Source organism: Aeromicrobium terrae, assembly GCF_008039565.1.
In the GTDB taxonomy this organism is placed as follows: domain Bacteria; phylum Actinomycetota; class Actinomycetes; order Propionibacteriales; family Nocardioidaceae; genus Aeromicrobium; species Aeromicrobium terrae.
Genome location: NZ_VDUX01000006.1, coordinates 211,596 through 237,893 on the forward strand (window position 1 = coordinate 211,596; position 26,298 = coordinate 237,893).

Genomic DNA, 26,298 nt, shown 5'->3' on the forward strand with positions numbered 1-26,298 from the left:
CTCAGGCGAACTTCTCGCCGTTCTTGGCCTTCTCCAGCAGGAGCGCCGGGGGCTCGAACCGCTCGCCGTACTTCTGGGCGAGCTCCTGCGCGCGCTCGGTGAACGCCTCGACGCCGATGCGGCCGTCGGGGGTCTCCCAGCCGTTGATGGCCTGGATCGCACCGCCGAGCATGGGCGGGAAGCCGATGCCGAAGATCGAGCCGATGTTCGCGTCCGGCACGGTGCGCAGGACGCCCTCCTCGAGGCAGCGCACGGTGTCGAGCGACATCGAGAAGATCAGGCGGTCCTTCAGGTCACGGAAGTCCGGCTGCTCGTCGGCCACCGGGAACTTCTCGGCGAGGCCCTCCCAGAGCCCGGCGCGCTTGCCGTTCTCGTCGTAGTCGAAGAAGCCCTTGCCGGCGAGACGGCCGCTGCGGCCCTCGTCGATCATCGCGTCGATGACGTCCTCGGCCGGGACGGGCACCCAGGTGCCACCCTCGGCCTCGACCGCCGTCTTGGACGCGATGCGGATCTTCTTCATCAGCTCGAGGTTGAGCTCGTCGCTGAGCTGCAGCACGCCGGTCGGGAAGCCCGCCTGCGTGGCGGCGCGGTCGATCGACGTGGGGGCGACGCCCTCGGTCAGCATCGACAGGCCCTCGTTGACGAACTGGCCGATGACGCGGCTGGTGAAGAAGCCGCGGCTGTCGTTGACGACGATCGGCGTCTTCTTGATCGCCTGCACGTAGTCGAGCGCGCCGGCGATGGTGGCGTCGTTCGTCTTCTCACCGGCGATGATCTCGACCAGCGGCATCTTGTCGACCGGGCTGAAGAAGTGGATGCCGATGAAGTCCTCGGGACGCTTGACGCCCTCGGCCAGCTCGGTGATCGGCAGCGTCGACGTGTTGGAGCCGAGGAGCGCGTCGGCGTTGACGATCGGCTCCAGCTCGCCGAAGACCTGGTGCTTCAGCTCGACGGACTCGAACACCGCCTCGACGACGAGGTCGCAGCCTTCGAGGTCGGCGTAGTCGTCGGTGGGCTTGATGCGACCGAGGAACTCGTCGACCTTCTCCTGCGTGGTGCGGCCCTTCTCGAGCTGCTTGGCGAGGAGCTTCTCGCTGTACGCCTTGCCCTTCTCGGCGGCCTCGAGGCTGACGTCCTTGAGGACGACCTCCATGCCGGCCTTCGCCGAGACGTAGGCGATGCCCGCGCCCATCATGCCGGCGCCGAGCACGGCGACCTTGGTGAACTTCCGCGGCTCGATGCCTTCGGGGCGGGAGCCACCGGCGTTGATCGACCCGAGGTCGAAGAAGAACGCCTGCGTCATGTTCTTGAACTGCTGGCCGACGACGAGCTCGACCAGGTAGCGCGACTCGATCCGGCTCGCGGTGTCGAAGTCGACCTGGGCGCCCTCGACCGCGGCGGCCATGATGTTCTTCGGCGCGCGGAAGTCGGCGCCCTTGACCTGCTTGCGCAGGTTGGACGGGAACGCCGGCAGGAACTGCGCGAGCTTCGGGCTCGACGGCGCGCCGCCGGGGATCTTGTAGCCCTTGCGGTCCCACGGCTGCGTGGCCGCCTCCTCGTCGCCCTGCACCGACTCGATCCACGCCTTGGCGGCGTCGAGCAGCGCGTCGGGCGCGACGACCTCGTCGACCAGGCCCTTCTCCAGCGCCTGGGCCGGCTTCATGCGCGGGCCCTGCAGCAGGATGCCCATCAGGGCGTCCTGCAGGCCGAACATGCGCACGGTGCGGGTGACGCCGCCGCCGCCGGGGAGCAGGCCGAGCGTCGCCTCGGGGAGGCCGATCTCGTAGCCGCCCTCGGCCGCCACGCGGTGGTGGCAGGACAGCGCGATCTCCAGGCCGCCGCCGAGCGCGGCGCCGTTGATGGCCGCCACGACCGGCTTGCCACACGTCTCGAGCTTGCGCAGCGTCGCCTTGATCGACTCGATGTTCTCGAAGATGTCGTCGGCGTCGGCGGGCGTCGCCTGCGTCATCAGCTTGAGGTCGCCGCCGGCGAAGAACATCTTCTTGCCCGACGAGACGATGACGCCCTTGATGGAGTCGCCGTCGGACGCGATCTCGTCGACCAGCTGGTTGACGGCCTTCTCCATCGAGTCGCGGTACGCCTGGTTCATCGTGTTGGCGCTCTGCGAGGGGTCGTCGATGACGAGGTTGACGATCCCGTCGGCCTTCTCGTAGCGCACGGCTGATTCAGTCACGGTGGTTCCTTCTGGTGGTCGTGAAGAGCAAGGGCGCCCGGCGGGGGTGCCGGGCCGTGGGCGGCAGATCGAGCACTGTCAGAGGCGCTCGACGACGGTGGCGATGCCCATGCCGCCGCCGACGCACAGCGTGGCGAGGCCGTACTTCTTGTCGCGACGCTCGAGCTCGTCGATCAGCGTGCCGAGGATCATCGCGCCGGTGGCGCCGAGGGGGTGACCCATGGCGATGGCGCCGCCGTTGACGTTGGTCTGGTCGTGCGGGTAGTCGCCGAGGTCGCTCATCAGCTTCATGGCGACGGCGGCGAACGCCTCGTTGATCTCGATCAGGTCGAGGTCCTCGACCGACAGGCCGGCCTTCTCCAGCGCCTTGCGGCTGGCCGGGGCGGGGCCGGTGAGCATGATCGTCGGCTCGGAGCCGCTCACCGCGGTGGCGAGGACCCGGGCGCGCGGGGTGAGGCCGTGACGCTCGCCGGCGGCCTCGGAGCCCACGAGCACGAGGGCGGCGCCGTCGACGATGCCGGAGCTGTTGCCGGCGTGGTGGACGTGGTTGATCTTCTCGACCTGGTGGTACTTCTCCAGCGCGACGGCGTCGAAGCCGCCGAAGTCGCCGATGCCCTCGAAGGACGGGGCGAGGCCGGACAGGCTCTCCACGGTGGTGCCCTCACGCACGAACTCGTCGTGATCGAGGATCGTCAGGCCGTTGGCGTCGACGACCGGGATGACGGACTTGCTGAAGTAGCCGTTGGCGATGGCCTTCGCGGCGCGCGCCTGCGACTCGGCGGCGAACGTGTCGACGTCCTCGCGGCTGTAGCCCTCGATCGTGGCGATCAGGTCGGCGCCGATGCCCTGCGGCACGAAGTCCGTGTCGAACGCGGTGCGCGGGTCCATGGCCCAGGCGCCGCCGTCGGAGGCCATGGGCACGCGGCTCATGGACTCGACGCCACCGGCGAGGATCAGGTCCTCCCAGCCGGAGCGGACGCGCTGCGCGGCCTGGTTGACGGCCTCGAGGCCGGAGGCACAGAAGCGGTTCAGCTGGACGCCGGCGACGGTGTCGGGCAGCCCCGCGGCGAGCGCGGCGGTCTTCGCGATGTCCGCGCCCTGGTCGCCGACCGGCGACACGCAGCCGAGGACAAGGTCCTCGATGCCGGCGGGATCGAGCGACGGATTGCGCTTCTGGATCTCGTCGATCAGGCCGGTGACCAGCGAGATCGGCTTCACCTCGTGGAGGGAGCCGGTCTTCTTGCCGCGACCACGCGGCGTCCGGATGGCGTCGTAGACGAATGCCTCGGTCATGGATGAGTCCTCACAGAAGTAGAGTTGCCAACGATTGTGACACCATGACTGTCAGAGTGGTAGGTCGGGTCCCGTGGAATGGATCACGCCTGCACCCCGGTCATCGAGAGGGAACCGAGGCATGACGATCACCGATCCGGTGGAGACGCTGAGCGTCGAGCAACTGGCGTCGCGCGTCGGCATGACCGTGCGCACCGTCCGCTTCTACGCCGGCCGCGGGCTGATCCCGCCGCCGCGGCGCGAGGGCCGCAACGGCTACTACGGGCCGGACCACATCGCCCGGCTCGAGCTCGTCCGCGAGCTGCAGGGGCACGGCTTCACGCTCTCGGCGATCGAGGGATACCTCGAGCGGATCCCGGCCGACGCCTCCCCCGAGGACGTCGCCGTCCACCGCACGCTGCTCGCACCCTGGGCTCCGGGGCTGCCGGAGACCATCACCCGTGCCGAGCTCGAGACCCGCGCCGGCCGGCCGCTCGCCGACGACGACATCGAGCTGCTCGTCGCCATCGGCGTCGTCGAGCCGACGCCCACCGAGGACGTCTTCCAGCTCGCGCCGGCGCACCTCGCCGTCGGCATCGCATTCCTCGAGCTCGGCTTCCCCGTCGACGCGGCCCTCGCCGCGCGCCGGATCTTCACCGAGCACGGCCAGGCCATCGCGAACGAGCTCACCGAGGTCTTCCGCACCCAGGTGTGGCCGCTGCTCAAGGACTCCGGCCGCCCCACCGAGGCCATCACGTCGATGATCGAGCGGTTCAAGCCGTTGACGGTGCAGGCGCTCGTGACGGCCTACGAGGAAGCGGTCGACGAGGCCAAGCGCGACGTGATCAGGCGGCGCTGAGCCTCGCGTAGAGCTCTTCGGCCTCGGCCAGCAGCTGCTGCGACTCCGGGTCGAGGTCGGCGAGCATCTCGTCGGCGGTGCGCCGCTTCGCCGACGGCCTCGGGGCCTTCGCCTCGATCTGGTCCTCCGGCGTGGTGGCGGCCATGATCTCGTCGATCTTCGCCGCGATCGCCGCCTCGTCCGCGTCGGTCTTCACGTAGCGGACGAAGCTCGTGCCGAACTTCTCGTTGCACCGCTCGATGACGGCGCCGAAGTCGGAGATCACCTCGGTGAAGTCGGCCAGGACGATCCGGTCGACGAGCGGCAGCACCCGGCGGTAGTAGGAGAGGTAGGCGTCGAGGAACTCGGCCGCGGTGCCGGTGTCGTCGTACTGCATGACCGACGCGGTCACGGCGCGCGGCTCGCGCACCAGGGCGATCGTCGGGCGGCCGAGCTCGACGCCGCGCTCGATGGCCCGCGGCGTGTGCAGGTGGTGCGCGATCGAGAGGCCGGGCTGCGTGTGCAGCAGCGCGACGTAGGAGTAGGAGTTCGCGGAACGGGCGATGCCGTCGATCACCAGGTCGGTGTGCCGCGTCGGGCGCTGCGGCCGGAAGCGCGGGTCGGCCCACAGGTAGAGGTCCGTGAGCCGCTTGCCGCGGGTGAGGCGGAGCCACAGCCGGCGACGCAGCTCCGGGCTGAGCACGCGCTGGGCCACCCGTCGCACCGGGCTGACGCGGTAGTCGGCACCGGTCGTCTCGTTCGTCACGCGGCGATCATAGGAGGCTCGTCGGATCGCGAGGCCCGAGCATCCGGATTAGCGTCGCGAGCATGAGCGACCAGCGGAGCCCCCAGGTGCGCCGGCAGGCCGAGGAGCACGCCGAGCGCGCGCAGCAGAAGATGGACGAGCGGCGCGCCAAGACCGACGACGGCGTGGCCGGATGGATCACCCAGCGTGCCGGCGAGTGGAGCACCGACGGCCCCGACGAGACCGTCATGCAGCGCCAGAAGTTCCTCTGGAACACGCTCGTCGACCACTACTTCCGGATGGAGATGGACGGCTGGGACAACGTGCCCGACACGCCCGTCCTGCTCGTCGGCATCCACTCCGGCGCGCCGTTCGTCTGGGACGCCTGGACCGTCGGCGTGCAGTGGTGGCGGCACTACGGGATGGAGCGCCCGCTGCTCGGCACCGCGCACGACGTGCTGATGGCCGCGCCGCTCATCGGGAAGTACTTCCGCGCGATGGGCGTGCTGCCCGCGGCGCCGGACTCGATCGCGACGGCGCTCGCCGAGGGCAAGGACGTCGCCCTGTGGCCGGGTGGCGAGGTGGACTCGCTGCGCCCGTGGAGCGAGCGCGACCAGGCGACGCTCGCCGGCCGCACCGGCTTCGTGAAGATGGCGATCCGCGCCGGCGTGCCGATCGTCCCCATCGCCACGGTCGGCGGGGCCGACGCGATGCCGGTGCTGATCCGCGGCGACAAGCTGTCGAAGGCCCTGCGCCTCGACAAGGCGCTCCGGCTCAAGGTCTTCCCGATCGCCGTCTCGCTGCCCTGGGGCATCGCCCCGGCGGCCCTGCCGCAGTTCCCGCTGCCGGCGAAGATCCGCACCCGGCTCATGCCCGCCGTCGAGCTCGACCACGACCCCGACCGCGCCGAGGACGACGACTACGTCGAGCAGAAGTACCGCGAGGTCGAGGACAGCATCCAGGCCGGCATGGACGCCCTCGCCCGCAAGCGCGCCTTCCCGCTCTTCGGCTGACCCCCTACGTCGCTTCGCCTACAGCCCCATCGTGCGGCCGACGATCTCCTTCATGATCTCGGTCGTGCCGCCGTAGATGGTCTGGATGCGGGTGTCGAGGTACGCCTTGGAGATCGGGTACTCGCTCATGTAGCCGTAGCCGCCGTGCAGCTGGAGGCAGGTGTCGACGGCGCGCTTCTGCAGCTCCGTCGTCCACCACTTGCCCATGGCCGCGTCGGAGACGGACAGGTTGCCGGCGTTGTGCTCGGTGATGGAGCGGTCGACGAACACCTGGGCGATCTGCTGCTCGGTCTCCAGCTCGGCGAGCGCGAACCGGGAGTTCTGGAACGAGCCGATCGGCTTGCCGAACGCCTTGCGCTCCTTCACGTAGTCGACCGTCATGTCGATGATCCGGCGCGTCGCAGCGGCGGCGATGTACGTGATGCTCAGGCGCTCCTGCGGCAGGTTCTCCATCAGGTAGATGAATCCCTTGCCCTCCTCGCCGATCAGGTTGTCGACGGGGACGTGGACGTTGTCGAAGAACAGCTCGGCCGTGTCCTGCGCCTTCAAGCCGATCTTCTCCAGGTTGCGGCCGCGCTCGAAGCCCTCGGCCCCGCGCTCGACGACGATCAGCGAGAAGCCCATCGCGCCGGCCTCGGGGTCGGTCTGGCAGACGACGATGACGAAGTCGGCGTTGATGCCGTTGGTGATGAACGTCTTCGCGCCGTTGATGACGTACTCGTCGCCCTCACGCTTGGCCGTGGTCTTGATGCCCTGCAGGTCGGAGCCGGTGCCGGGCTCGGTCATCGCGATCGCGGTGATCATCTCGCCGCTGCAGAACGTCGGGTACCAGCGCTGCTTCTGCTCGTCGGTGGCGTACTTCTGCAGGTAGCCGGAGACGAGGTCGGTCTGGATGACGAAGCCGAGGCCGCTCGCGCCGATCTTGGTGATCTCCTCACCGAGCACGACGTTGAAGCGGAAGTCGTCGATCCCGCCGCCGCCGAGCTCCTCCGGCATCATGAAGCCGAGCAGGCCCAGCTCGCCCGCCTTCGTCCAGACCTCGCGGGGGACGATCGAGTCCTTCTCCCACTGCTCGTGGTGCGGCGCGACCTCCTTCTCGAGGAACGCGCGGACGGTGTCGCGGAAGGCGTCGTGGTCGGCCTCGAAGATGTTGCGGTCCATGTCAGTCCTTTCTTGGCCCGACGGCGGCAGCCGTCAAGATTGAACGGCGACGCCGTCCTCGATCAGCGTCTCGACGTCGTCGACGCCCCAGGCAGCGAGTGCCTCGCGGGTGTCGGCGCCGGGGCGAGACGGCGGGGTGGTCAGGGCCGCCGGGGTGGCGGAGAACCGGGGAGCGGGCGCGGGCTGCACGAGCCCGTGGTGCTCGACGTACGTGCCCCGCGCCTTGTTGTGCGGCTGCTCGTACGCCTCGGTGAGTGGCACGACGGGGGCGACGCATGCGTCGCTGCCGTCGAAGATCTCGGTCCACTCGGCCTGCGTCCGCTGCGCGAACGTCGCGCGAAGCGTCTCGCGCAGCGCGGGCCACTGGGTGAGGTCGTTGCGGTCGGGCAGCTCGACGTCGAGCAGCTTCTCCATCGCCGCGTAGAACTGCGGCTCGAGACCACCGACGGACATCCAGCGTCCGTCCGACGTCTCGTACACGTCGTAGAACGGGGCGCCGCCGCTGAGCAGGCCGGTACCGCGCGAGCCGTCCCACGCGCCGGTCTGCTGGATGGTGAGCGACATGGCCAGCAGGTGCGCGACGCCGTCGGTGATGGCGCAGTCGACGACCTGGCCCTCGCCGGTGGCCCGGGCGTGGGTGAGCGCCGCGAGCACGCCGCTCACGAGGTAGAGCGCGCCGCCGCCGAAGTCGCCCAGCAGGTTCTGCGGGAACGCGGGGGCGTCGCCGGCGTGGCCGAGCCCGTCGAGCGCGCCGGCCACGGAGATGTAGTTGATGTCGTGCCCGGCGGTGTGCGCCAGCGGGCCGTCCTGGCCCCAGCCGGTCATCCGCCCGAAGATCAGCTGCGGGTTCCGGGCGAGGCAGACCTCCGGGCCGAGCCCGAGCCGCTCCATCACGCCGGGCCGGAAGCCCTCGATGAGGATGTCGGCCTTCTCGACGAGCTGGAGCACGACGTCGACACCGCGCTCGGACTTCAGGTCGAGGGCGACGTTCGGCCGGCCGCGCGCGAGCACGTCCTTGTCGGGCTGGGACACGGCGATCGCCTGGCCGTTGGCTCGGTCGATGCGGATCACGTCGGCACCGAGGTCCGCCAGCATCATCGCGGCGAAGGGGCCGGGCCCGATGCCGACGATCTCGACGACGCGCACTCCGCTCAGGGGTCCTGATCTCGTCACCGCAGCATCATGACAGTAACGCTGTCACGGTGTCACGCGCGGGGGTCACGTGGGGGTCGTCACGTGGGCTCGCCCGTACCGTCGGTATGTGACATCATCAGTGGCGCATTCGTCCCGAAAGGTCCTCCATGCCCGAGCTGCCCGACCTCGTCCACGACCGCCGCGGATCCGGTGAGCCCCTCGTCCTCATCCACGGGATCGGCCACCGCCGGCAGATCTGGGACCCGATCGTCGACGACCTCGCCACCCGCTACGAGGTCATCACGCTCGACCTCGCGGGCTTCGGCCAGTCCGAGCCGTTCCCCAAGGGACACGCCTACTCGATGTCGAACGCGTGCGACCACCTGAGCAACCAGTTCGCGAAGTGGGGCATCGAGAAGCCCCACGTCGTCGGCAACTCGCTCGGCGGAGCCATCGCGCTCGAGCTCGGCGCCCGCAACCTCGTCTCGTCGGTCACCGCCCTCAGCCCGGCCGGGTTCTTCGGCACGTTCAGCCGCTTCCAGGCCCTCGCGGTGCTCCTGTTCCTGCGGCTCTCGGCGTTCCTCACCCCGGCGTTCCTGCTGCGTCGGCTCTCGCGCACCCGGGTCGGCAAGTGGCTGGCCGGCTCGACGCTGTACGTCCACCCGCAGCGCCACAGCGCGGAGTCGACGTACGGCGACGCGATGGGTCTCAAGCGCTGCAAGGGGTTCGAGCGCACCGCTCTGCACGGCGTCACCTACGCGTTCCACGGCCCGACTCCGGTGCCCACGACCGTCGCGTGGGGCACGCACGACCGCATCCTCATCCACAGCCAGTCCCTCATCGCGAGCGAGCGGCTGCCCGAGGCGCACCACGTCGACCTGCCCCGCTGCGGGCACGTCCCGATCGCCGACGACCCGGAGCTGGTCACGCGGGTGATCGACCAGACGATCGCCGAGGCGCGCGCGGCGAAGGCTGCGTGAGCCTCGCCCGCTGAAAGCGCTTTCACGTCTCACCAGCGGAAAAAGACTGAGGTCTTGACACTCAGTGTGACCAGGACCATAGTGACCTGCCAATGAGAGTGGAAGCGCTCTCAGGCTGCGACTGAGACGGCCGCGGCCCCGTTTGACTCACGGCAGGAGCAGTAACGGTGCAGAACAACTCCACTCGACGCTGGCGCAGGACGCTGGCCCTCGGAGCCGCCGCAACGCTGGTCGGTGGCCTCGCCTCCGCCTGCGGGAGCGACGACGGCTCGTCGAGCTCCTTGGGCAAGAACGACACCCTCACGATCACGACCTTCGGCGACTTCGGGTACGCCGACGTGATCAAGAAGTGGAACGACGACCCCGACCGTCCCTTCAAGATCAAGGAGACCCGCGTCGCGGAGTGGGACACCTGGAAGCAGACCCTCACCTCCGACCTCCAGGCCGGGCACGGACTGACCGACGTCGTCGCCATCGAGGGCGACGCGATGCCGCAGTTCCTCTCCGAGGGCGCGTCCGACCAGTTCGTCGACCTGACCGACTCCTCCCTCGACAAGCGCTGGGTCGAGTACAAGTACAAGGCCGGCCAGACCGCCGACGGCAAGCAGATCGGCTATCCGACCGACGCCGGGCCCGAGGCGTTCTGCTACCGCGCCGACCTGTTCAAGAAGGCCGGGCTGCCGAGCGACCGCGACGACGTGGCGAAGATCTTCGCCACGTGGGACAGCTACTTCGCCGCCGGCCGCGACTTCGTGAAGGCCATGCCGAAGACCGCGTGGTACGACGCGAGCGGCTCGATCGCGCAGGCGATGCTGAACCAGGTCGAGTTCCCGTTCCAGACCGCCGACAACAAGATCGACGTCGAGAACGACGGCCTCAAGAACGTCTACAAGACGGTCACCGACAACGCGAAGACGCTCTCGACCCGCGCCGTCCAGTGGAGCGACGACTGGACCGCGAACTTCACCAACGACGGGTTCGCCACGCTGCCGTGCCCCGGCTGGATGTTCGCCAACGTGAAGAGCTCGGCCCCCAAGGTCAAGGGCTGGGACATCGTGGACGCGTTCCCGGGTGGCGGCGGCAACTGGGGCGGCTCGTTCCTCGCCGTGCCGAAGACGTCGAAGCACCAGAAGGAGGCCAAGCAGGTCGCCAGCTGGCTCACCGACACCGAGCAGCAGATCGGCGCGTTCGAGAAGGCCGGCGCGTACCCGGCCAACCTCGCGGCGGAGGAGCAGCTGACCACCACCGGGAAGCCGGATCCGTACTTCAACGACGCGCCGACCGCGCAGATCCTCGCGAACCGGGCCAAGGCCGTGCCGCCGGGTGTTCCCTACAAGGGTGACAAGTACTCCGACATCCTCGGCCTCCTCCAGACCGCGATCCAGCGCGTCGACGAGGGCAAGTCTGCGGACTCCTCCTGGAAGACGTTCACCCAGGCAGTCGCACGACTCAGCTGACCGATGACCGACCACCACGACCTCCCCGGGCGGGGACACGGCGGCAGCGCCGTCCTCGACCGGGGAGGTCCCCCACGCCGGCCCCGTGACCCGGGGCCGGCGTCGACCCCGAGCTGGCGGCACCGGCTCAGCCGCTGGGACCTGAAGGTCTCGCCGTACCTCTACGTGCTGCCGTTCTTCGGTGTCTTCGCCGTCATCGGGCTCTACCCGATGCTCTACACCGGCTACCTCTCCTTCTTCTCCTGGCCGCGGTTCGGCACCGCGCACGGCGACGCCGTCGGCTGGGCCAACTACGCGCACGTCCTTCAGGACCCGGTCTTCCGCAAGGCCCTGGTCAACACGATCGGGATCTTCCTGCTCTCGTCGGTGCCGCAGATCATCGTGGCCACGCTCGTCGCCGCGCTCCTCGACATGAACCTGCGCGGTCGCTCGTGGTGGCGGATGAGCGTGCTGCTGCCGTTCGTCGTCGCCCCGGCCGCGACAGCCCTGATCTTCGGGTCGCTCTTCGCCGACAAGTCCGGTCTCGTCAACGACGTGCTCGGCGGTCTCGGGCTGTCGCCCGTCCACTGGCACGGCGACCGGTTCGCCAGCTGGACCGCGATCGCCACGATGGTGAACTGGCGCTGGACCGGCTACAACGCGCTGATCCTGCTGGCCGCCATGCAGGCCGTGCCGCGCGACCTGTACGAGGCCGCGGCGATGGACGGCGCGAGCCGCGTGCGCCAGTTCGTCAGCGTCACGCTGCCGTCGATCCGCACGACGATGATGTTCGTCATCATCACGTCGACGATCGGCGGTCTGCAGATCTTCACCGAGCCCCGGCTGTTCGACACGAACCTGCAGCACCAGGGCGGCGCCGACTACCAGTACCAGACCCTTGCGATGTACGTGTTCAACACCGCGAACAGCGCGGTCGACCCGTATCCGCGTGCCGCGGCCGCCGCCTGGCTGCTGTTCCTGCTGATCATCGGGTTCGCCCTGCTCAACTTCGTCCTCACCCGCGCGCTGCAGAGGAGGTCGCTGGCATGACCCGACGTCCCCGCCCGTTGGTCTACGCGCTGCTCGCGGCGTTCGTGCTCGGCTCGGCGTTCCCGCTCTACTGGTCCTTCATCATCGGCTCCGTCACGCGCCAGCGGGCGTCGCAGAACCCGCCCCCGCTGCTGCCCGGCGGCCACTTCCTCGACAACGCGTCGCAGGTCTTCGACCGCATCGACTTCTGGTCGGCGCTGCTGAACTCGATCCTCATCTCCGGGTTCTCCGCGCTCTCCGTCGTGCTGTTCTCGACGCTCGCCGGGTACTCGTTCGCCAAGCTGCGGTTCCGCGGGAGCAACGCCGCCATGGTGTTCGTCGTCATGACGATGGCGATCCCGCCGCAGCTCGCGCTGATCCCCCTGCTCAAGGAGTTCAGCAACCTCGGCCTCACCGGCACCCACTTCGCCGTCGCGCTGCCGTGGCTGGTGACCGCGTTCGGCGTGTTCTTCATGCGGCAGTACCTGGTCGACGCCATCCCCGACGAGCTCATCGACGCCGCCCGCGTGGACGGGTGCTCGATGATCCGGACGTTCTGGACCGTCGCGGTCCCGGCCGCCCGCCCGGCGATGGCGATCCTCGGCCTGTTCACGTTCATGCAGGTCTGGACCGACTTCATGTGGCCGCTCCTGGTGCTCCAGGGCTCCGACGTTCAGACGCTGCAGACAGCACTCGACCAGCTGAAGATCGCACCCGGTCAGACGCTCACCGACATGGCACTGCTGCAGGCGGGCACGATCCTCGCCACGGTGCCGCTGCTGTTGCTGTTCATCGCGACCGGGCGACACCTGGTCACCGGGATCATGCAAGGAGCCGTGAAGGGATGACGTCCACCGCCCAGCCCACGACTGCACCGCACCGAGCGGACGTCCTGTCGTTCCCGCCCGGGTTCCTCTGGGGCGCGGCGACCGCGTCGTACCAGATCGAGGGCGCCCACGACGTCGACGGGAGATCCCCGTCGATCTGGGACACGTTCGCCCGGACCCCCGGCGCCGTGCTCGGCGGCGACACCGGCGACGTCGCGTGCGACCACTTCCACCGCGTGCCGGAGGACGTCGCGCTGATGAAGCGGCTGGGCCTGACGTCGTACCGGTTCTCCACCGCGTGGCCGCGGGTCCGCCCGGACGGTGGCGCGGTCGAGCAGCGCGGCGTGGACTTCTACGCGCGACTCGTCGACGAGCTGCTCGAGGCCGACATCGTGCCGTGGCTGACCCTGTACCACTGGGACCTCCCGCAGACCCTCGAGGACGCCGGCGGCTGGACGAACCGCGACACGGCGTACCGCTTCGTCGAGTACGCGCTCACGATGTACGACGCGCTCGGCGACCGCGTCCCGTACTGGACGACGCTGAACGAGCCGTGGTGCTCCGCGTTCCTCGGCTACACCGGCGGGCACCACGCGCCCGGACGTCAGGAGGGCGCCGCCGGTCTCGTCGCCGCGCACCACCTGATGCTCGCCCACGGACTCGTGGTCCGGGAGCTGCGTAGCCGCGGCGCGGCCCCGGACCACGGCCGACACCTGGGGATCACCCTCAACATGACGGTCGCCGACCCCTACGACCCGGCCGACCCGGCCGACGTCGAGGCCGCCCGGCGGCTCGACGGCTTCTTCAACCGGGTGTTCCTCGAGCCGATCCTCACCGGCCGGTACGCCGACGACCTGCACACCGACACCGAGGGCTGCACGTTCGAGGGCCGGCCGTGGCAGGACTGGGTCCAGGACGGCGACCTCGAGGTGATCAACCAGACGCTCGACGTGCTCGGCGTGAACTACTACCACGGCGACGGCGCGAGCGGCCGTGCCCACGACCAGGTCCTGGGGGCGGACGTCGTCCACCCGGAGCGGCCCACGCTCCCGCCGTACCCGGACGGCCGTGCCATCACGTTCCCCGACCGCGGGCTCCCGACGACCGACATGGGCTGGGAGGTCCAGCCGGAGGCACTCACCCGGCTGTTGCTGCGGCTCCGCGACACCTACGACCTCCCGCCGCTGTACGTCACCGAGAACGGCGCGGCGTACGACGACGTCGTCACGCCGGACGGCGCGGTGCACGACGAGGAGCGTCGCGCCTACCTGGAGTCGCACGTCCGGGCGATCCACGCGGCGATCGACCAGGGCGTCGACGTCCGCGGCTACTTCGCGTGGTCGTTGCTGGACAACTTCGAGTGGGCCTACGGTTACCGCCAGCGGTTCGGCATCGTGCACGTCGACTACGAGACGCTGCGCCGGACCCCCAAGGACAGTGCTCTCTGGTACGCCCGTCTCGCCGCGTCGGGCCGGTTGCCGGTCGACGGAGGTGACGGATGAGCGACGAGCCCGACGTCGACGCGCCGTCGCCACGCGGTGCCGCCACCCTGGACGAGGTCGCGCGCCTCGCCGGGGTCAGCCGCGCGACCGCGTCGCGCGCGATCAACGGCGGCAGCCGGGTGAGCGAGCGCGCGCGGGTGGCGGTCGACGACGCCGTCCGGCGCCTCGGCTACACGCCGAACCTCGCGGCCAGGTCGCTGGTCACCCGTCGCACCGGCTCCGTCGCGCTCGTCGTCCCCGAGCCGGACGAGCGAGTGTTCTCCGACCCGTTCTTTGCCCGCACCCTGCACGTCGTCACCCGCGTCCTCTCCGAGCGCGACCTCCAGGTGGTGCTGCTGATCGCCGGCCCGGGCGAGCAGGAGGAGCGGATGCTCCGCTACCTGCGCAACCGGCACAGCGACGGCGCGATCGTCGTCTCGCACCACCGGCGTGACTCGTTCGCCGACCAGCTCGTGTCGCTCGGCCTGCCGGCCTCGTTCATCGGCCGGCCGTGGCGGCACGACGACGAGGTCTCCTGGGTCGACACAGACAACGTCGCCGGCGGGCGCGAGGCGGCCCGGCTCCTGCAGGAGCGCGGGTGCCGCCGGATCGCGACGATCGCCGGACCGGCCGACATGACCGCCGGCGTCGACCGCCTCGAGGGCTGGCGGCAGGCGATGGCCGACGCCGGGCACGCGGACGACGCGGTCGCGCGCGGCGACTTCACCATCGAGGGCGGCGAGGCGGCCTGCAAGCAGCTGCTGGCGGAGCACCCCGACGTCGACGGCATCGCCGTCGCGTCGGACCTGATGGCGCTCGGCGCCCTGCGCGTGCTCTCGGCCGCCGGGCGGCGCGTGCCCGACGACGTCGCCGTCACCGGCTACGACGACCTCGGCGTCGCCGAGCGGTCGGACCCGCCGCTCACCACCCTGAGCAACCCGATCTCCGAGATGGCCGCCGAGGCGGCGCGTCTCCTCCTCGCCCAGCTCGAGGGCGGCTCCGCGGCCCCCCGCCGCGTCGTCTTCGCGCCCACCCTCGTGCGGCGGGCGTCCGCATGACCCCGAACCTCCCGGTGCGCCGGGACCGATCCTGGAGAATTCCCTGATGGCATCGATCACCTTCCAGCAGGTGCGGCGCACGTACCCGGGCAGCACGCGCCCCGCGGTCGACGACCTCGACCTCGTGGTCGAGGACGGCGAGCTCATGGTGCTGGTCGGCCCGTCGGGCTGCGGGAAGTCCACCACCCTGCGCATGCTCGCCGGGCTGGAGGAGGTCGACGCCGGCAGGATCCTGATCGGCGACCGCGACGTGACGAACCTGCCGCCGAAGGATCGCGACATCGCGATGGTCTTCCAGAACTACGCGCTCTACCCGCACATGACGGTGGCCGAGAACATGGGCTTCGCGCTCAAGCTCGCCGGCATGGACAAGGCGGAGCGCGCGGCCCGCGTCGCGGCGGCGGCCGAGATGCTCGACCTCACCGACTACCTCGAGCGGAAGCCGAAGGCGCTCTCCGGCGGCCAGCGCCAGCGCGTGGCCATGGGTCGCGCGATCGTCCGCTCGCCCCAGGTGTTCTGCATGGACGAGCCGCTGTCCAACCTCGACGCGAAGATGCGCGTGCGCACCCGCTCCGACATCGCCCGGCTCCAGGCCGAGCTCGGGGTGACGACGCTCTACGTCACTCACGACCAGGTCGAGGCCATGACGATGGGCGACCGCGTCGCGGTGATGAAGGACGGCGTCCTCCAGCAGGTCGGCCCGCCGCTCGACCTCTACGACCGGCCGCAGAACCTCTTCGTCGCGAGCTTCATCGGCTCGCCGCAGATGAACCTGATGGACGGCGTGGCCCACGGCGACGCCGTCGACGTCGGCGGCCACTCGCTCCCGGCGAAGGCGCCCGAGGCCGGGCCGGTCGTCGTCGGCGTGCGCCCGGAGGACTGGCGGCTCAGCGACGACCCCGACGCCCTGACCGTGACGGTGACCCTCGTCGAGGAGCTCGGGTCCGACAGCTTCGTCCACGGCACCTGCGACGTCTCCGGCACCCCGCACACCGTGATCGTGCGTGCTCCCGCGCGGGGCCGCACGGCGAAGGGTGACGAGGTCCGGGTCACGACCGATCCCGAGCGGGTCCACCTGTTCGACCCCGCCACCGGCGCCCGCTTCGACTAGCGGCGGCATATCGAGGCGTCTCGAGGCGTTGCACCTGGTGTGGAGGTCCTCGAGAGTCTCGTGATCGGCGCCGGCCAGGCCGGCCTCTCGACGTCGTTCCACCTGTCGCGGCTCGGCATCGACCACGTCGTCCTCGACGCCGACGACCAGCCCGGCGGTGCGTGGCAGCACCGGTGGGACTCGCTCTCGATGGCCGACGTGCACGGCATCGCCGACCTGCCCGGCGCCCCGGTGCCGCCGGCCGACGAGCACGAGCGCGCCAACGTCTTCGTGCCCCGATACTTCGCGACGTACGAGCGCGAGCACGACCTCCCGGTGATCCGCCCGGTCAGCGCCGACCGCGTGACGGGTGTGCGTGACCTGCTGCGCGTCGAGGCCGGCGACCGCTCCTGGCTGACCCGCACGCTCGTCAACGCGACCGGCACGTGGAGCCATCCGTTCGTGCCGCACTACCCCGGCATCGAGACGTTCGCCGGCACCCAGCTGCACACCGTCGACTACCCGGGCCGCGAGGCGTTCGCCGGCCAGCGGGTGCTCGTCGTCGGCGGCGGGGCATCCGCCGTCCAGTTCCTCGGCGAGATCGCCCCGATCGCCGACACCGTCTGGGTCACCCGCCGCGAGCCGGTGTGGCGCACCGACGACTTCACCCCCGAGGTCGGCCGGGCCGTCGTGGCCAAGGTCGAGGAGCGGGTGCGCCGCGGCCTGCCACCGCGCAGCGTCGTGAGCGTCACCGGCCTGGGCCTGCGTCCGCAGGAGATGGAGGCCGCGCGGCTCGGCGCGTACGAGCGCCGGCCGATGTTCGAGCGCATCGAGCCGGACGGCGTCCGCTGGGCCGACGGCACGTTCGAGCGCGTCGACGTCATCCTCTGGGCCACCGGGTTCCGCCACGCGATCGAGCACCTAGCGCCGCTGCACCTCCGGAGCTCGCTCGGCGGCATCCAGCTGGACGGCACCACGGCGGTCGCCGATCCGCGCGTCCAGCTCGTCGGCTACGGACCGTCCGCGTCGACGATCGGCGCCAACCGGGCCGGTCGCGCCGCGGCCGTCGCCGTCCGCCGGTACCTCGCCGAGGAGGCCCAGCCCGTCAGCGCGTGAGGAACGACGCGTCGAGGTCGCGGGCGTTCGGGCAGCCGAGCAGGGCCAGCGTCGTGTCGAGCTCATCGTGCAGCTGGGTGAGCACGGCCTCCGCGCCGGCCTGACCGTTCTGCGCGAGACCCCAGAGCACCGGCCGCCCGACGAGCACCGCGTCGGCGCCGAGGCACAGCGCCTTGGCGACGTCCCAGCCGCGACGGATGCCGCCGTCGACGAGCACGTCGGCCCGGCCGGCGACAGCATCGACGACGGGCGGCAGGGCGTCGGCCCCCGAGAGGACGGTGTCGAGCTGGCGGCCGCCGTGGTTGCTCACGACGATCCCGGCTGCGCCGACGTCGACGGCCCGCTCGGCGTCGTCCGGCCGCAGGATGCCCTTGAGCAGCAGCGGCATGCCGGCCGCGTCGGTGAACTCACCGATGTCGTCCCAGGTGAGCGACGGGTCGTGCATCGCGAACAGCTCGCTCGTGGTCATCGACTCACCCGTGGGATTGATCGCCAGCGGATGAGTGACGCTGAAGCCCGTGCGCCGGTCACGCTCGCGCCAGCCGCCCACCGGGAAGTCGACGGTGACGACAAGCGCCTCGTACCCGTGCTCACGGGCCTGCGCGACGAGGTCGAGCGAGACCTGCCGGTCCTTGAACACGTAGAGCTGGAACCACCGGCGTGCGTCCGGCGCCGCGGCCGCGACGTCGGCGATGCTCGTCGTGCTCTGCGAGGAGAGGACGAACGTGGAGTCGGTGGCGGCCGCCGCCCGAGCCGTGCCGGACTCGCCGTCCTCGTGCGCGTGTCGCTGGTACGCCATCGGCGCGACGACGACCGGGTGCGGCAGCCGTTGACCGAGCACGGTGACCGACGCGTCGCGGCTCGAGACGTCGACCAGCACCTGCGGACTCAGCCGGATCCGCGACCACGACGCCTCGTTGTCGCGCAGCGTGAGCTCGTCGCCGGCACCACCCGCGAAGTATCCGTGCGCCCCCTCGCCCAGCAGCGCGATGAGCTCGGCGTCGTCCATGGGTGCACGCTACCCATCTGAGAATTAGTTGAACCTTGAGACAATCGCCCAGAACTTTCCTACCGTCGAGTAATCGCCGGCGGGGTGCCGGTGAACACTCTCAAGGGGGATTCTTCACGCATCGCACTACTCGCTGCCTTGCCGCTCTGGCCGGCAGCCTGGTCGCCGGCGCGGCACTGATCTCGCCGGCGTCCGCCGCGGAACCCACGGGACCGTGGGCTCCGTTCAGCCACTGCCCGGTCGACGACCCGCAGCTGATGAACGCGCCACCGTCGACGTTCGGCGCGGCCTGCGTGTCGTCAGTCGCGCAGACCGGGTCGTTCACCATCGGCGGCACGAAGGTCACCACGGGGCTCACGGAGCTGCAGCTGGGTGCCACCGGCACCGCGGACGACAACAGCACCGTGATCGTCCCGGCCACCGACGGCAGGACGCTCGTGTCCGACACGGTGACCGTCCCCGGCGGTCTCCTCGGACTGGAGCTCCCGGAGGACGGGGCCGGTCTCGGTGCCGTCCTGAACCGACTGCTGTCCGGCCCGCCGCTCGGCGTGCAGGCGACGGTCGAGCTGGCCGGCCTCCCGTCGGACTTCGACGGTGGTGCGGCCCTCGGTTCGGGCGGCTCGATCGTCACGCTCCCCGTCCGGGTCCATCTGCAGAACGCGATCCTCGGCAGCCGGTGCTACATCGGCTCGGCGAAGGACCCGATCCTGCTGAAGCCCATGCTCCAGACGGCGCCGGAGAACATCTCGACGGCGCTCTTCTCCGGCGGGTTCATCGTGGGTCTCACCGCGACCCTGGGTGACGACACCTTCACGGTGCCCGAGGCGCACGGCTGCGGCCCGCTCAACCTGCTCGACAAGGTGATCAACGCGAAGCTGGGCCTTCCCTCGGCGTCGGGTGCGAACCACCTCGTGCTGAGCGACGCGCGACTCAGCGTCGCGCTGACGCAGCAGGGCGGCCAGGTGCTGCACGACGCCTGGCACGCCGCCGCGCAGTAGGTACGACTCGGTGGGTCAGGTCGCCGGCCAGGGAACGTCCAGTCGGCGGTCTGGCCCACCGTCCTCGGCCAGGACCCAGGCCGCGGTGATCGAGGCGCGATAGAGGCGGAGCTCCGCGTCGCCGGTGACGTCGTCGACGGTCCAGGCCCCGATTCCCTGCCGGTCGCACTCCGCGGCGAAGACCGCGACACCGCCCGCCAGCTCGCCGTCGGGCACCAGTCCGGCGCGGGCCCGCGCGTAGAACGAGCTCGCCGAGCCGACGGCGACCGTCGAGTCGAAGACGACCAACGAGACGTCCGGTCGCTCGGCGATGTTCCGCGAGTGCTGCGCGCCCGGCCGCGAGACCCAGTAGAAGTCGTCGCCCTCGCGGGCGAACCAGACGGGCGTCGCCCACGGCGTCCCGTCGGCGTCGGCCGTGGCCAGCACCATGTACGTGATCGCGCCGAGCACCCGCTCGGCCATCGCCCCCGTGTCCGTCATCGCCCGAGCGTAACCCCGGTTCGGCTAGGCAATTGGTTGCATTGCAACTCGTTGCATAGTACGGTCTCGGCCATGGCGTTGGAGCACGCGATCCTCGTGTCGCTCGCGGAGCGGTCCGCGAGCGGCTACGACCTGGCCCGTCGCTTCGACGCCTCCATCGGGCACTTTTGGAAGGCCAGCCACCAGCAGATCTACAAGGTGCTCGGCCGGATGGAGAGCGACAAGCTCGTCGAGTCGCACCTGGTCGCGCAGGACGGCCGCCCGGACAAGAAGGTCTACGCCATCACCACCGAGGGCCGCAGCGAGCTGACGTCCTGGCTCGTCACCCCCACGCCGGTCGAGGCGCTGCGCAGCGAGTTCGCGGTCAAGCTGCGCGCCCTGCACCTGTCCGACCGCGACGCCGTGCTCGCCGACGTCCGCCGACGCCGCGAGCAGCACGCCGCCCAGCTGGAGTCCTACGAGTCCAGCGCCGCCCACTACTACCCGCACCCGGACCGGCTCGACGACGACGAGCTCGGACCCTGGCTGGTGCTGCGCGGCGGCATCATCGCCGAGCAGGCCGGCCTCGCCTGGTGCGACGAGATCCTCAAGGAGCTGTCATGAAGGAGTTCCGAGCCGCCATCGAGGCGCGCGACTTCGACGGGGTCGGTGCCCTGTTCGCCGACGACGTCGTGTTCCGCAGCCCGGTCGCGTTCAAGCCGTACGAGGGCCGCCCGATCGTGCACGCGATCATCCGCGGCGTCGGTCGCGTCTTCGAGGACTTCCGGTACGTCAACGAGATCGCCGACGGCGCCGACAGCGTCCTCGTCTTCGAGACCCGCATCGGCGACGTCACCGTGCACGGCGCCGACTTCATCCACGCGAACGAAGCCGGACTCATCGACGAGCTCACCGTCATGGTGCGCCCGCTCAAGGCCGCGCACGCTCTCGCCGACGCGATGGCCGCCCAGTTCGAGCAGATCCAGACCGAGGCCGCGGCCGCGATGCCCGAAGGACTGAAATGAGCACCTCCCCCTACCCCCACCTGCTCAGCCCGCTCGACCTCGGGCACACCACCCTGCGCAACCGCGTGATCATGGGCTCGATGCACACCGGCCTGGAGGACCGGGCCAAGCACCTGCCCGAGCTGGCCGCGTACTTCGCCGAGCGCGCCCAGGGCGGCGTGGCCCTGTCCGTCACCGGCGGCTACGCGCCCAACTGGCACGGCTGGCTGCTGCCCGCCGGGTCGCTGATGGCCAGCAAGAAGCTGGCCGACAAGCACCGCCTCGTCACCGACGCCGTCCACGAGCACGACGGCAAGATCGCGCTGCAGATCCTGCACGCCGGCCGCTACGGCTACCACCCGTTCAAGCGCGCGGCGTCCACCATCAAGTCGCCGATCACGCCGTTCGGCGCGCCCAAGGCGATGTCGACCAAGGAGGTCGACCGGACGGTCTCCGACTTCGCCCGTGCGGCGAAGCTGGCCCGTCATGCCGGCTACGACGGCGTCGAGATCATGGGCTCCGAGGGCTACCTGATCAACCAGATGCTCGCCGCCCGCACCAACAACCGCACCGACCGCTGGGGCGGCTCGGCCGAGAACCGCATGCGCTTCCCGGTCGAGATCGTCGAGCGGGTGCGCGAGGCCGTCGGCGACGACTTCATCGTGATGTACCGGATGAGCCTGCTCGACCTCGTCGACGACGCGCAGAGCTGGGACGAGACGGCCGAGCTCGCGCGCCGCGTCGAGGCCGCCGGCGTGTCGATCATCAACACCGGCATCGGCTGGCACGAGGCCCGCATCCCCACCATCGTCACGTCGGTGCCGCGCGCCGCGTTCACGTGGACGACGGCCAAGCTGAAGGGCGTCGTCGACGTCCCGGTCGTCGCGTCGAACCGGATCAACACCCCCGAGATCGCCGAGCAGATCCTCGCCGACGGCCAGGCCGACCTGATCTCGATGGCGCGCCCGCTGCTCGCCGACGCGTTCTTCGTGCAGAAGGCCGAGGAGGGTCGCGCCGACGAGATCAACACCTGCATCGCCTGCAACCAGGCCTGCCTCGACCACACCTTCGTGAACAAGCGCGCCACCTGCATGCTCAACCCGCGCGCCGTCCGCGAGACCCAGCTGCAGCTGCTGCCCACGCGCACGGTCAAGCGCGTCGCCGTCGTCGGCGCCGGCCCGGCCGGCCTCGCCGCCGCCAGCGAGCTCGCGCACCGCGGCCACCAGGTCGAGCTGTTCGAGGAGCAGCAGGAGATCGGCGGCCAGTTCCGCCTCGCCATGCAGATCCCCGGCAAGGAGGAGTTCCGCGAGACCCTCCGCTACTACACGCGGCGCCTCGAGCTGGGCGGCGTGAAGCTGCACCTCGGCCGACGCGCGACGGTCGACGACTTGGCCGGCTTTGACGAGGTCGTCATCGCCACCGGCGTCGCGCCGCGTGTCCCGAGCATCCCCGGCATCGACCACCCGAAGGTCGTCACCTACCAGCAGGTCATCCGCGAACGGGTCCCCGTCGGCGAGCGCGTCGCCGTCATGGGCGCCGGCGGCATCGGCTTCGACGTCTCGGAGTTCCTGCTGCACGACCCCGACGAGTCGGTCGAGGAGTGGATGGAACGCTGGGGCGTCACCGACCCGGAGGTCGAGCGCGGCGGGCTCGCCACCAAGGTGAAGGCGCCGCCGCGCCGCCAGGTTCACCTGCTGCAGCGCAAGACGTCGTCGCTCGGCAAGGGCCTCGGCAAGACGACCGGCTGGGTGCACCGCACCACGCTCAAGGACTCCGACGTCGAGATGGTGCCGGGCGTCGTCTACGAGCGCATCGACGACGACGGCCTGCACATCACCGTGCCGGTGAAGGGCGAGAAGGACGTGCGCGAGGCGCGGGTGCTCGACGTCGACACGATCGTGCTGTGCACCGGACAGGAGTCGGTGCGCGACCTCGCCGACGCCCTCGAGGCCGCGGGCGTCACCCCCCACGTCATCGGTGGCGCCGACGTCGCGGCGGAGCTGGACGCCAAGCGGGCCATCAAGCAGGCCACTGAACTGGCGGCTGCGCTGTAAGTCAATAGCCTGGAAACCATGAACATCATCTGGTTCCTGATCGTCGGCCTGCTCGCTGGTCTCATCGCTCGCGCCCTCGTGCCGGGCAAGGACTCCATGGGACTCCTCGCCACGATGCTGCTCGGCATCGTCGGCTCCTTCGTCGGCGGCGCGATCGGTGCGCTGTTCACGGACGACCGGGAGGTCCTCGACTTCAGCACGGCCGGCCTGATCATGTCGATCGTCGGTGCCGTCGTCGCGCTGCTGCTCTACAACCGCTTCGCCGGCGGACGCGCGCGCCACGCCTGACCTGCCGCATAGTCACAAAGGACTAGGTGCAACTAGTTCTATCCACCTAGTTATCCACGGCCCTGGGATAACTACCCGGCAGCAGCGGCGTGTCGCCGGATCGCGTCCAGGGCCTCGTCGACGCGTGACACGTCGGTGCGGTGGTTGAGGATGCAGATCCGGCCGACGTAGCGGCCGTCCACCAGCGTGCTCGACAGGAACGCCCGCCCCTCGGCGTCGACCTCGGCGATGATCCGCCGGGTGTCGTCGTCGGTGGCGGCGTGGAAGCCGAGCACGGTGAGCTGCGGCCGAGCCAGCACCTCCAGGTTCGGGTCCGACGCCAGGACGTCGTAGGCGTGCTGGGCGAGGTCGAGCTTCTCGTCGAGGGCGTCGCGGAACGCCCCGACGCCGTGCAAGTGCAGGGGCAGCCAGAGCCGCAGCCCGCGGAAGTCGCGAGTGAGCTCCGGACTGAGGTCGCCGAAGCTCGGCAGGTCGCGGACGGCGAGGTCCTGGAGGTAGTGCGCCTCGTCGCCGGCGTGACTCTCCTGGAGCGTGGCGACGTCGCGGACGAGCAGGCAGCCGGTGCCGAACGGCAGGAACAGCCCCTTGTGCGCGTCGAGCACGATCGAGTCCGCGCGCTCGATGCCCGTGAGCAGGGCGCGGCCACGCTCGGTGAGCTGGAAGAACCCTCCGTACGCCGCGTCGACGTGGAACCAGAGGCCTTCCTCGACGGCGAGGTCGGCGATCTCGGGCAGTGGGTCCAGCACGCCGAGGTTGGTGGTGCCGGCGGTGCCGACCACGACGGCCGGGCGGCGTCCGTCGCTGCGGTCGTCCGCGATCATCTGGCGCAGCGCCGCGAGGTCGAGCCGCGCGTCCGCGTCGCTCGGGACGATGCGGATGGCACGCGCCGGGAAGCCCACGATCCTCGCGGCCTTCGCGATCGACGCGTGCGCCTGGTCGCTGACGTAGACGGTGCCGTCGGCGAAGTCCTCGCCGAGCTGCGTGTGCCGGGCGGCGACCAGCGCGGACAGGGCCGCCATCGAGCCACCCGTGGTCAGGATGCCGCCGCCCGACGCGGGGAGGCCGAAGACGTCGGCGAGCCAGCGCACCAGGTGGGCCTCGAGCGCGACCATGCCGGGGCTGGCGTCGGCGAGGCCGGTGTAGCGGTTCACGACGTCAGCGACGAGGTCCGCCACGCCGGCGCTGACGACGCCGCTGCCCGGGATGTACGCCATGTGCCCGCCGCTCGGCCCGATGTGCCCCTTCGACGCGGCGCGCTCGACGACGTCGAGCAGCTCGGTGAGCGGCCGGCCCGCCTCGCCCGGCGGTCGGCTCAGGTCGGGATCGGCGAGCAGCTGCGGGACGTCCTCGCCGTCGTACGCGCGGCCGGTGGGCAGCGCCTCGACGGCGTCGACCAGGAAGTCGCCGGCCGTGCCGAGCAGGGAGCGGAACTCTTCGGGCGTCGGCTCGAGCGGCCGTGAGGTGTGCACCAGCGCAGTATGCCGTGTGATGGACGTCAAGTCGTGGGATCAACAGTGGCTATGTAAGATACATAGGTCTAAGGAGATTCGATGCCACACACCCCCGCCGTCGGGCGACGCCACCCGGGCGTCACCGTCGCCGCGCTCTGCTTCGGCGGCATGGCCGCAGCGCTGACGCAGACCCTCGTCATCCCGATCCAGTCCGAGCTGCCGCAGCTGCTGCACACGTCGGCCGCCAACGCCTCGTGGGTCGTGACGGTGACGCTGCTCGCCGCCGCCGTGTCCATGCCGGTGTCGGGCCGGCTCGCCGACCTGTTCGGCAAGCAGCGCGTCATCGCCGCGAGCGCCGCCACCCTGCTGGTGGGCTCGCTGATCTGCGCGCTCTCCAGCTCCTTGACCCCGATGCTCGCCGGCCGCGCGATCCAGGGCCTGGCCATGGGCTTCATCCCGATCGGCATCTCCCTGATGCGTGAGGTGACGCCGCCGCACCTGACGTCCACGGCCGTCGCCGCGATGAGCGCGACACTCGGCGTCGGTGGCGCGATCGGCCTGCCGCTGTCGGCGTGGATCGCCGACGTCGGCAGCTGGCACGCGCTGTTCTGGGTGTCGACCGGTGTCGCCGCCGTGGTGCTCGCGCTCGTCGTCCTCGTCGTGCCGCACGTGCACGACCGGCACGAGGGAACGGTCGACGTCCCCGGTGCGATCGGCCTGACCGTCGGCCTGGTCGCCGTCCTCGTCGGGGTGTCCAAGGCCAACGACTGGGGCTGGACCTCGGCCCGCACCCTCGGCTCGATCGTGTTCGGCGTCGTCGTCCTGCTGCTGTGGGGCCTGTTCGAGCTCGGACGTCGCGACCCGCTCGTCGACCTCCGCACGTCCGCGCAGCGCCCGGTGCTGATGACGAACGTCGCCGCCGTCGCGATCGGTTTCGGCATGATGGCGCAGTCGATCGTCGTGCCGCAGCTGCTCCAGCTGCCGGAGTCGACCGGCTACGGACTCGGCCAGTCGCTGCTCGCCGCCGGCCTCTGGATGGCGCCGGGCGGCCTGATGATGCTGCTGTTCGCGCCGATCTCCAGCCGGATGCTGGACCACCTCGGCGCGAAGATCACGCTGATGGTCGGCGCCTCGGTGCTCGGTGTCGGCTACCTGCTGGCGACGCTGCTGATGGACTCGCCGTGGCACCTGCTGATCGCGTCGTGCGTCGCCGCCTCGGGCGTCGGAATCGGCTACGCGGCCATGCCCACGCTGATCCTCGACGCGGCGCCGCCGCGCGAGGCCGCAGCGGCTGTCGGGTTCAACTCGCTCGCGCGCTCCGGAGGCACGACGATCGCCGCGGCCGTGATGGCGGCGATCCTGACGAGCAGCACGACGTCGCTCGGGTCGGTCGCGGTGCCGTCGGAGACGGCGTTCTGCCTCTGCTTCGTCGTGGGTGCCGCGGCGGCGTTCGTCGGCGTGGCCCTGGCCGCGACGATCCCGTCCCGGAAGAAGGCACCGGAGCCCGAGCTGGCTCCGGTGGCTGCTGCCTAGCTGTAGTTCCCCACGAGGTTGTGAACAGGTGACGTGAGACGAGGACCTCCGGTATTGGAGGGGTTACCACAACCAACTCCGCCGGAGGTCCTCGTGACTCACGTTAATGCTCCGATGATGCCTGAGGG

Annotated in this window: 24 protein-coding genes; 16 read left to right on the plus strand and 8 right to left on the minus strand. The window is 70.5% G+C overall.

Features of this window, described 5'->3' with window-relative positions; genetic code table 11:
• Position 1: 1 nt before the first annotated feature.
• Both FHP06_RS13310 and FHP06_RS13315 read right to left on the minus strand, forming a co-directional pair.
• On the minus strand, positions 2–2,194 hold the full coding sequence (locus FHP06_RS13310) for a 3-hydroxyacyl-CoA dehydrogenase NAD-binding domain-containing protein (protein WP_147687269.1): 2,193 nt from the start codon (positions 2,192–2,194) through the stop codon (positions 2–4).
• Positions 2,195–2,272: 78 nt separating this feature from the next.
• Positions 2,273–3,487, minus strand: a complete 1,215-nt coding sequence (locus FHP06_RS13315; protein ID WP_147687270.1) for an acetyl-CoA C-acetyltransferase — start codon at positions 3,485–3,487, stop codon at positions 2,273–2,275.
• Between the two features lie 121 nt (positions 3,488–3,608).
• On the opposite strand from FHP06_RS13315, the gene FHP06_RS13320 reads away from it, so the two are divergent.
• Positions 3,609–4,325: a MerR family transcriptional regulator gene (locus FHP06_RS13320; protein WP_147687271.1), complete on the plus strand. Its 717-nt coding sequence runs from the start codon at positions 3,609–3,611 to the stop codon at positions 4,323–4,325.
• On the opposite strand, the gene FHP06_RS13325 is transcribed toward FHP06_RS13320, so the two are convergent.
• Positions 4,312–5,070 carry a hypothetical protein gene (locus FHP06_RS13325; protein WP_147687272.1) on the minus strand — a complete coding sequence of 253 codons (759 nt, stop codon included), beginning with the start codon at positions 5,068–5,070 and terminating at the stop codon, positions 4,312–4,314. The genes FHP06_RS13320 and FHP06_RS13325 overlap by 14 nt on opposite strands.
• 62 nt (positions 5,071–5,132) lie before the next feature.
• On the opposite strand from FHP06_RS13325, the gene FHP06_RS13330 reads away from it, so the two are divergent.
• On the plus strand, positions 5,133–6,062 hold the full coding sequence (locus FHP06_RS13330) for a lysophospholipid acyltransferase family protein (protein ID WP_147687273.1): 930 nt from the start codon (positions 5,133–5,135) through the stop codon (positions 6,060–6,062).
• A gap of 18 nt (positions 6,063–6,080) precedes the next feature.
• Here the strand turns inward: FHP06_RS13330 and FHP06_RS13335 are convergent, their stop codons facing one another.
• Both FHP06_RS13335 and FHP06_RS13340 read right to left on the minus strand, forming a co-directional pair.
• Positions 6,081–7,223 (minus strand): acyl-CoA dehydrogenase family protein, encoded by a 1,143-nt coding sequence (locus FHP06_RS13335; RefSeq protein WP_147687274.1) that lies wholly within the window; start codon positions 7,221–7,223, stop codon positions 6,081–6,083.
• Positions 7,224–7,256: 33 nt separating this feature from the next.
• Positions 7,257–8,396, minus strand: a complete 1,140-nt coding sequence (locus tag FHP06_RS13340) for a CaiB/BaiF CoA transferase family protein (protein WP_187271931.1) — start codon at positions 8,394–8,396, stop codon at positions 7,257–7,259.
• A 128-nt stretch (positions 8,397–8,524) separates the two neighbouring features.
• Between FHP06_RS13340 and FHP06_RS13345 the strand changes: the two genes are divergently transcribed.
• From FHP06_RS13345 to FHP06_RS13380, 8 genes are all read left to right on the plus strand, one after another.
• Entirely contained in the window at positions 8,525–9,337 is an 813-nt protein-coding gene (locus FHP06_RS13345) for an alpha/beta fold hydrolase (protein WP_147687275.1), read from the plus strand.
• Between the two features lie 167 nt (positions 9,338–9,504).
• Positions 9,505–10,794: an ABC transporter substrate-binding protein gene (locus FHP06_RS13350; protein WP_147687276.1), complete on the plus strand. Its 1,290-nt coding sequence runs from the start codon at positions 9,505–9,507 to the stop codon at positions 10,792–10,794.
• 3 nt (positions 10,795–10,797) lie between these two features.
• Positions 10,798–11,823 (plus strand): carbohydrate ABC transporter permease, encoded by a 1,026-nt coding sequence (locus FHP06_RS13355; RefSeq protein ID WP_147687277.1) that lies wholly within the window; start codon positions 10,798–10,800, stop codon positions 11,821–11,823.
• A complete protein-coding gene (locus FHP06_RS13360) occupies positions 11,820–12,650 on the plus strand; it encodes a carbohydrate ABC transporter permease (RefSeq protein ID WP_147687278.1) in 831 nt (276 codons plus the stop codon). The genes FHP06_RS13355 and FHP06_RS13360 overlap by 4 nt, the downstream gene beginning before the upstream one ends.
• A complete protein-coding gene (locus tag FHP06_RS13365) occupies positions 12,647–14,131 on the plus strand; it encodes a glycoside hydrolase family 1 protein (protein WP_147687279.1) in 1,485 nt (494 codons plus the stop codon). The genes FHP06_RS13360 and FHP06_RS13365 overlap by 4 nt, the downstream gene beginning before the upstream one ends.
• Positions 14,128–15,168, plus strand: a complete 1,041-nt coding sequence (locus FHP06_RS13370; protein ID WP_147687280.1) for a LacI family DNA-binding transcriptional regulator — start codon at positions 14,128–14,130, stop codon at positions 15,166–15,168. Before FHP06_RS13365 ends, FHP06_RS13370 begins: the two co-directional genes overlap by 4 nt.
• Positions 15,169–15,214: 46 nt before the next feature.
• Entirely contained in the window at positions 15,215–16,279 is a 1,065-nt protein-coding gene (locus FHP06_RS13375) for an ABC transporter ATP-binding protein (RefSeq protein WP_147687281.1), read from the plus strand.
• Between the two features lie 39 nt (positions 16,280–16,318).
• On the plus strand, positions 16,319–17,374 hold the full coding sequence (locus FHP06_RS13380; protein WP_147687282.1) for an NAD(P)-binding domain-containing protein: 1,056 nt from the start codon (positions 16,319–16,321) through the stop codon (positions 17,372–17,374).
• On the opposite strand, the gene FHP06_RS13385 is transcribed toward FHP06_RS13380, so the two are convergent.
• Positions 17,364–18,383 carry an alpha-hydroxy acid oxidase gene (locus FHP06_RS13385; protein ID WP_147687283.1) on the minus strand — a complete coding sequence of 340 codons (1,020 nt, stop codon included), beginning with the start codon at positions 18,381–18,383 and terminating at the stop codon, positions 17,364–17,366. The genes FHP06_RS13380 and FHP06_RS13385 overlap by 11 nt on opposite strands.
• A 257-nt stretch (positions 18,384–18,640) precedes the next feature.
• Here FHP06_RS13385 and FHP06_RS13390 point away from each other — a divergent pair, with 257 nt between their 5' ends.
• Positions 18,641–19,381: a hypothetical protein gene (locus FHP06_RS13390; RefSeq protein WP_147687284.1), complete on the plus strand. Its 741-nt coding sequence runs from the start codon at positions 18,641–18,643 to the stop codon at positions 19,379–19,381.
• A gap of 15 nt (positions 19,382–19,396) precedes the next feature.
• Here FHP06_RS13390 and FHP06_RS13395 read toward each other — a convergent pair whose 3' ends face one another.
• The gene (locus tag FHP06_RS13395) at positions 19,397–19,861 is read right to left on the minus strand and encodes a pyridoxamine 5'-phosphate oxidase family protein (protein ID WP_147687285.1); all 465 of its coding nucleotides are present in this window, start codon (positions 19,859–19,861) and stop codon (positions 19,397–19,399) included.
• A gap of 72 nt (positions 19,862–19,933) precedes the next feature.
• Between FHP06_RS13395 and FHP06_RS13400 the strand changes: the two genes are divergently transcribed.
• Genes FHP06_RS13400 through FHP06_RS13415 form a run of 4 tightly spaced genes read left to right on the plus strand, consistent with a single transcriptional unit; the run spans position 19,934 to position 23,186 of the window.
• Positions 19,934–20,464, plus strand: coding sequence for a PadR family transcriptional regulator (locus FHP06_RS13400; RefSeq protein WP_147687286.1), 531 nt, complete (start codon positions 19,934–19,936; stop codon positions 20,462–20,464).
• Positions 20,461–20,865 carry a nuclear transport factor 2 family protein gene (locus FHP06_RS13405; RefSeq protein WP_147687287.1) on the plus strand — a complete coding sequence of 135 codons (405 nt, stop codon included), beginning with the start codon at positions 20,461–20,463 and terminating at the stop codon, positions 20,863–20,865. Before FHP06_RS13400 ends, FHP06_RS13405 begins: the two co-directional genes overlap by 4 nt.
• Entirely contained in the window at positions 20,862–22,898 is a 2,037-nt protein-coding gene (locus FHP06_RS13410; protein WP_147687288.1) for an NADPH-dependent 2,4-dienoyl-CoA reductase, read from the plus strand. The genes FHP06_RS13405 and FHP06_RS13410 overlap by 4 nt, the downstream gene beginning before the upstream one ends.
• Positions 22,899–22,916: 18 nt before the next feature.
• On the plus strand, positions 22,917–23,186 hold the full coding sequence (locus tag FHP06_RS13415; RefSeq protein ID WP_147687289.1) for a GlsB/YeaQ/YmgE family stress response membrane protein: 270 nt from the start codon (positions 22,917–22,919) through the stop codon (positions 23,184–23,186).
• A 71-nt stretch (positions 23,187–23,257) separates the two neighbouring features.
• Here the strand turns inward: FHP06_RS13415 and FHP06_RS13420 are convergent, their stop codons facing one another.
• Positions 23,258–24,655 carry a pyridoxal phosphate-dependent decarboxylase family protein gene (locus FHP06_RS13420; protein WP_222706484.1) on the minus strand — a complete coding sequence of 466 codons (1,398 nt, stop codon included), beginning with the start codon at positions 24,653–24,655 and terminating at the stop codon, positions 23,258–23,260.
• Positions 24,656–24,736: 81 nt separating this feature from the next.
• Here FHP06_RS13420 and FHP06_RS13425 point away from each other — a divergent pair, with 81 nt between their 5' ends.
• Positions 24,737–26,170 carry an MFS transporter gene (locus tag FHP06_RS13425; protein ID WP_147687290.1) on the plus strand — a complete coding sequence of 478 codons (1,434 nt, stop codon included), beginning with the start codon at positions 24,737–24,739 and terminating at the stop codon, positions 26,168–26,170.
• Positions 26,171–26,298 lie beyond the last annotated feature (128 nt).

Coding starts and splice junctions, on each gene's coding strand:
- FHP06_RS13375 (WP_147687281.1), top strand. CDS start 15,215: ATGGCATCGATCACCTTCCAGCAGGTGCGGCGCACGTACCCGGGCAGC.
- FHP06_RS13370 (WP_147687280.1), top strand. CDS start 14,128: ATGAGCGACGAGCCCGACGTCGACGCGCCGTCGCCACGCGGTGCCGCC.
- FHP06_RS13415 (WP_147687289.1), top strand. CDS start 22,917: ATGAACATCATCTGGTTCCTGATCGTCGGCCTGCTCGCTGGTCTCATC.
- FHP06_RS13355 (WP_147687277.1), top strand. CDS start 10,798: ATGACCGACCACCACGACCTCCCCGGGCGGGGACACGGCGGCAGCGCC.
- FHP06_RS13335 (WP_147687274.1), bottom strand. CDS start 7,223: ATGGACCGCAACATCTTCGAGGCCGACCACGACGCCTTCCGCGACACC.
- FHP06_RS13345 (WP_147687275.1), top strand. CDS start 8,525: ATGCCCGAGCTGCCCGACCTCGTCCACGACCGCCGCGGATCCGGTGAG.
- FHP06_RS13400 (WP_147687286.1), top strand. CDS start 19,934: ATGGCGTTGGAGCACGCGATCCTCGTGTCGCTCGCGGAGCGGTCCGCG.
- FHP06_RS13425 (WP_147687290.1), top strand. CDS start 24,737: ATGCCACACACCCCCGCCGTCGGGCGACGCCACCCGGGCGTCACCGTC.
- FHP06_RS13390 (WP_147687284.1), top strand. CDS start 18,641: ATGAACGCGCCACCGTCGACGTTCGGCGCGGCCTGCGTGTCGTCAGTC.
- FHP06_RS13395 (WP_147687285.1), bottom strand. CDS start 19,861: ATGACGGACACGGGGGCGATGGCCGAGCGGGTGCTCGGCGCGATCACG.
- FHP06_RS13320 (WP_147687271.1), top strand. CDS start 3,609: ATGACGATCACCGATCCGGTGGAGACGCTGAGCGTCGAGCAACTGGCG.
- FHP06_RS13330 (WP_147687273.1), top strand. CDS start 5,133: ATGAGCGACCAGCGGAGCCCCCAGGTGCGCCGGCAGGCCGAGGAGCAC.
- FHP06_RS13315 (WP_147687270.1), bottom strand. CDS start 3,487: ATGACCGAGGCATTCGTCTACGACGCCATCCGGACGCCGCGTGGTCGC.
- FHP06_RS13385 (WP_147687283.1), bottom strand. CDS start 18,383: ATGGACGACGCCGAGCTCATCGCGCTGCTGGGCGAGGGGGCGCACGGA.
- FHP06_RS13405 (WP_147687287.1), top strand. CDS start 20,461: ATGAAGGAGTTCCGAGCCGCCATCGAGGCGCGCGACTTCGACGGGGTC.
- FHP06_RS13360 (WP_147687278.1), top strand. CDS start 11,820: ATGACCCGACGTCCCCGCCCGTTGGTCTACGCGCTGCTCGCGGCGTTC.
- FHP06_RS13410 (WP_147687288.1), top strand. CDS start 20,862: ATGAGCACCTCCCCCTACCCCCACCTGCTCAGCCCGCTCGACCTCGGG.
- FHP06_RS13365 (WP_147687279.1), top strand. CDS start 12,647: ATGACGTCCACCGCCCAGCCCACGACTGCACCGCACCGAGCGGACGTC.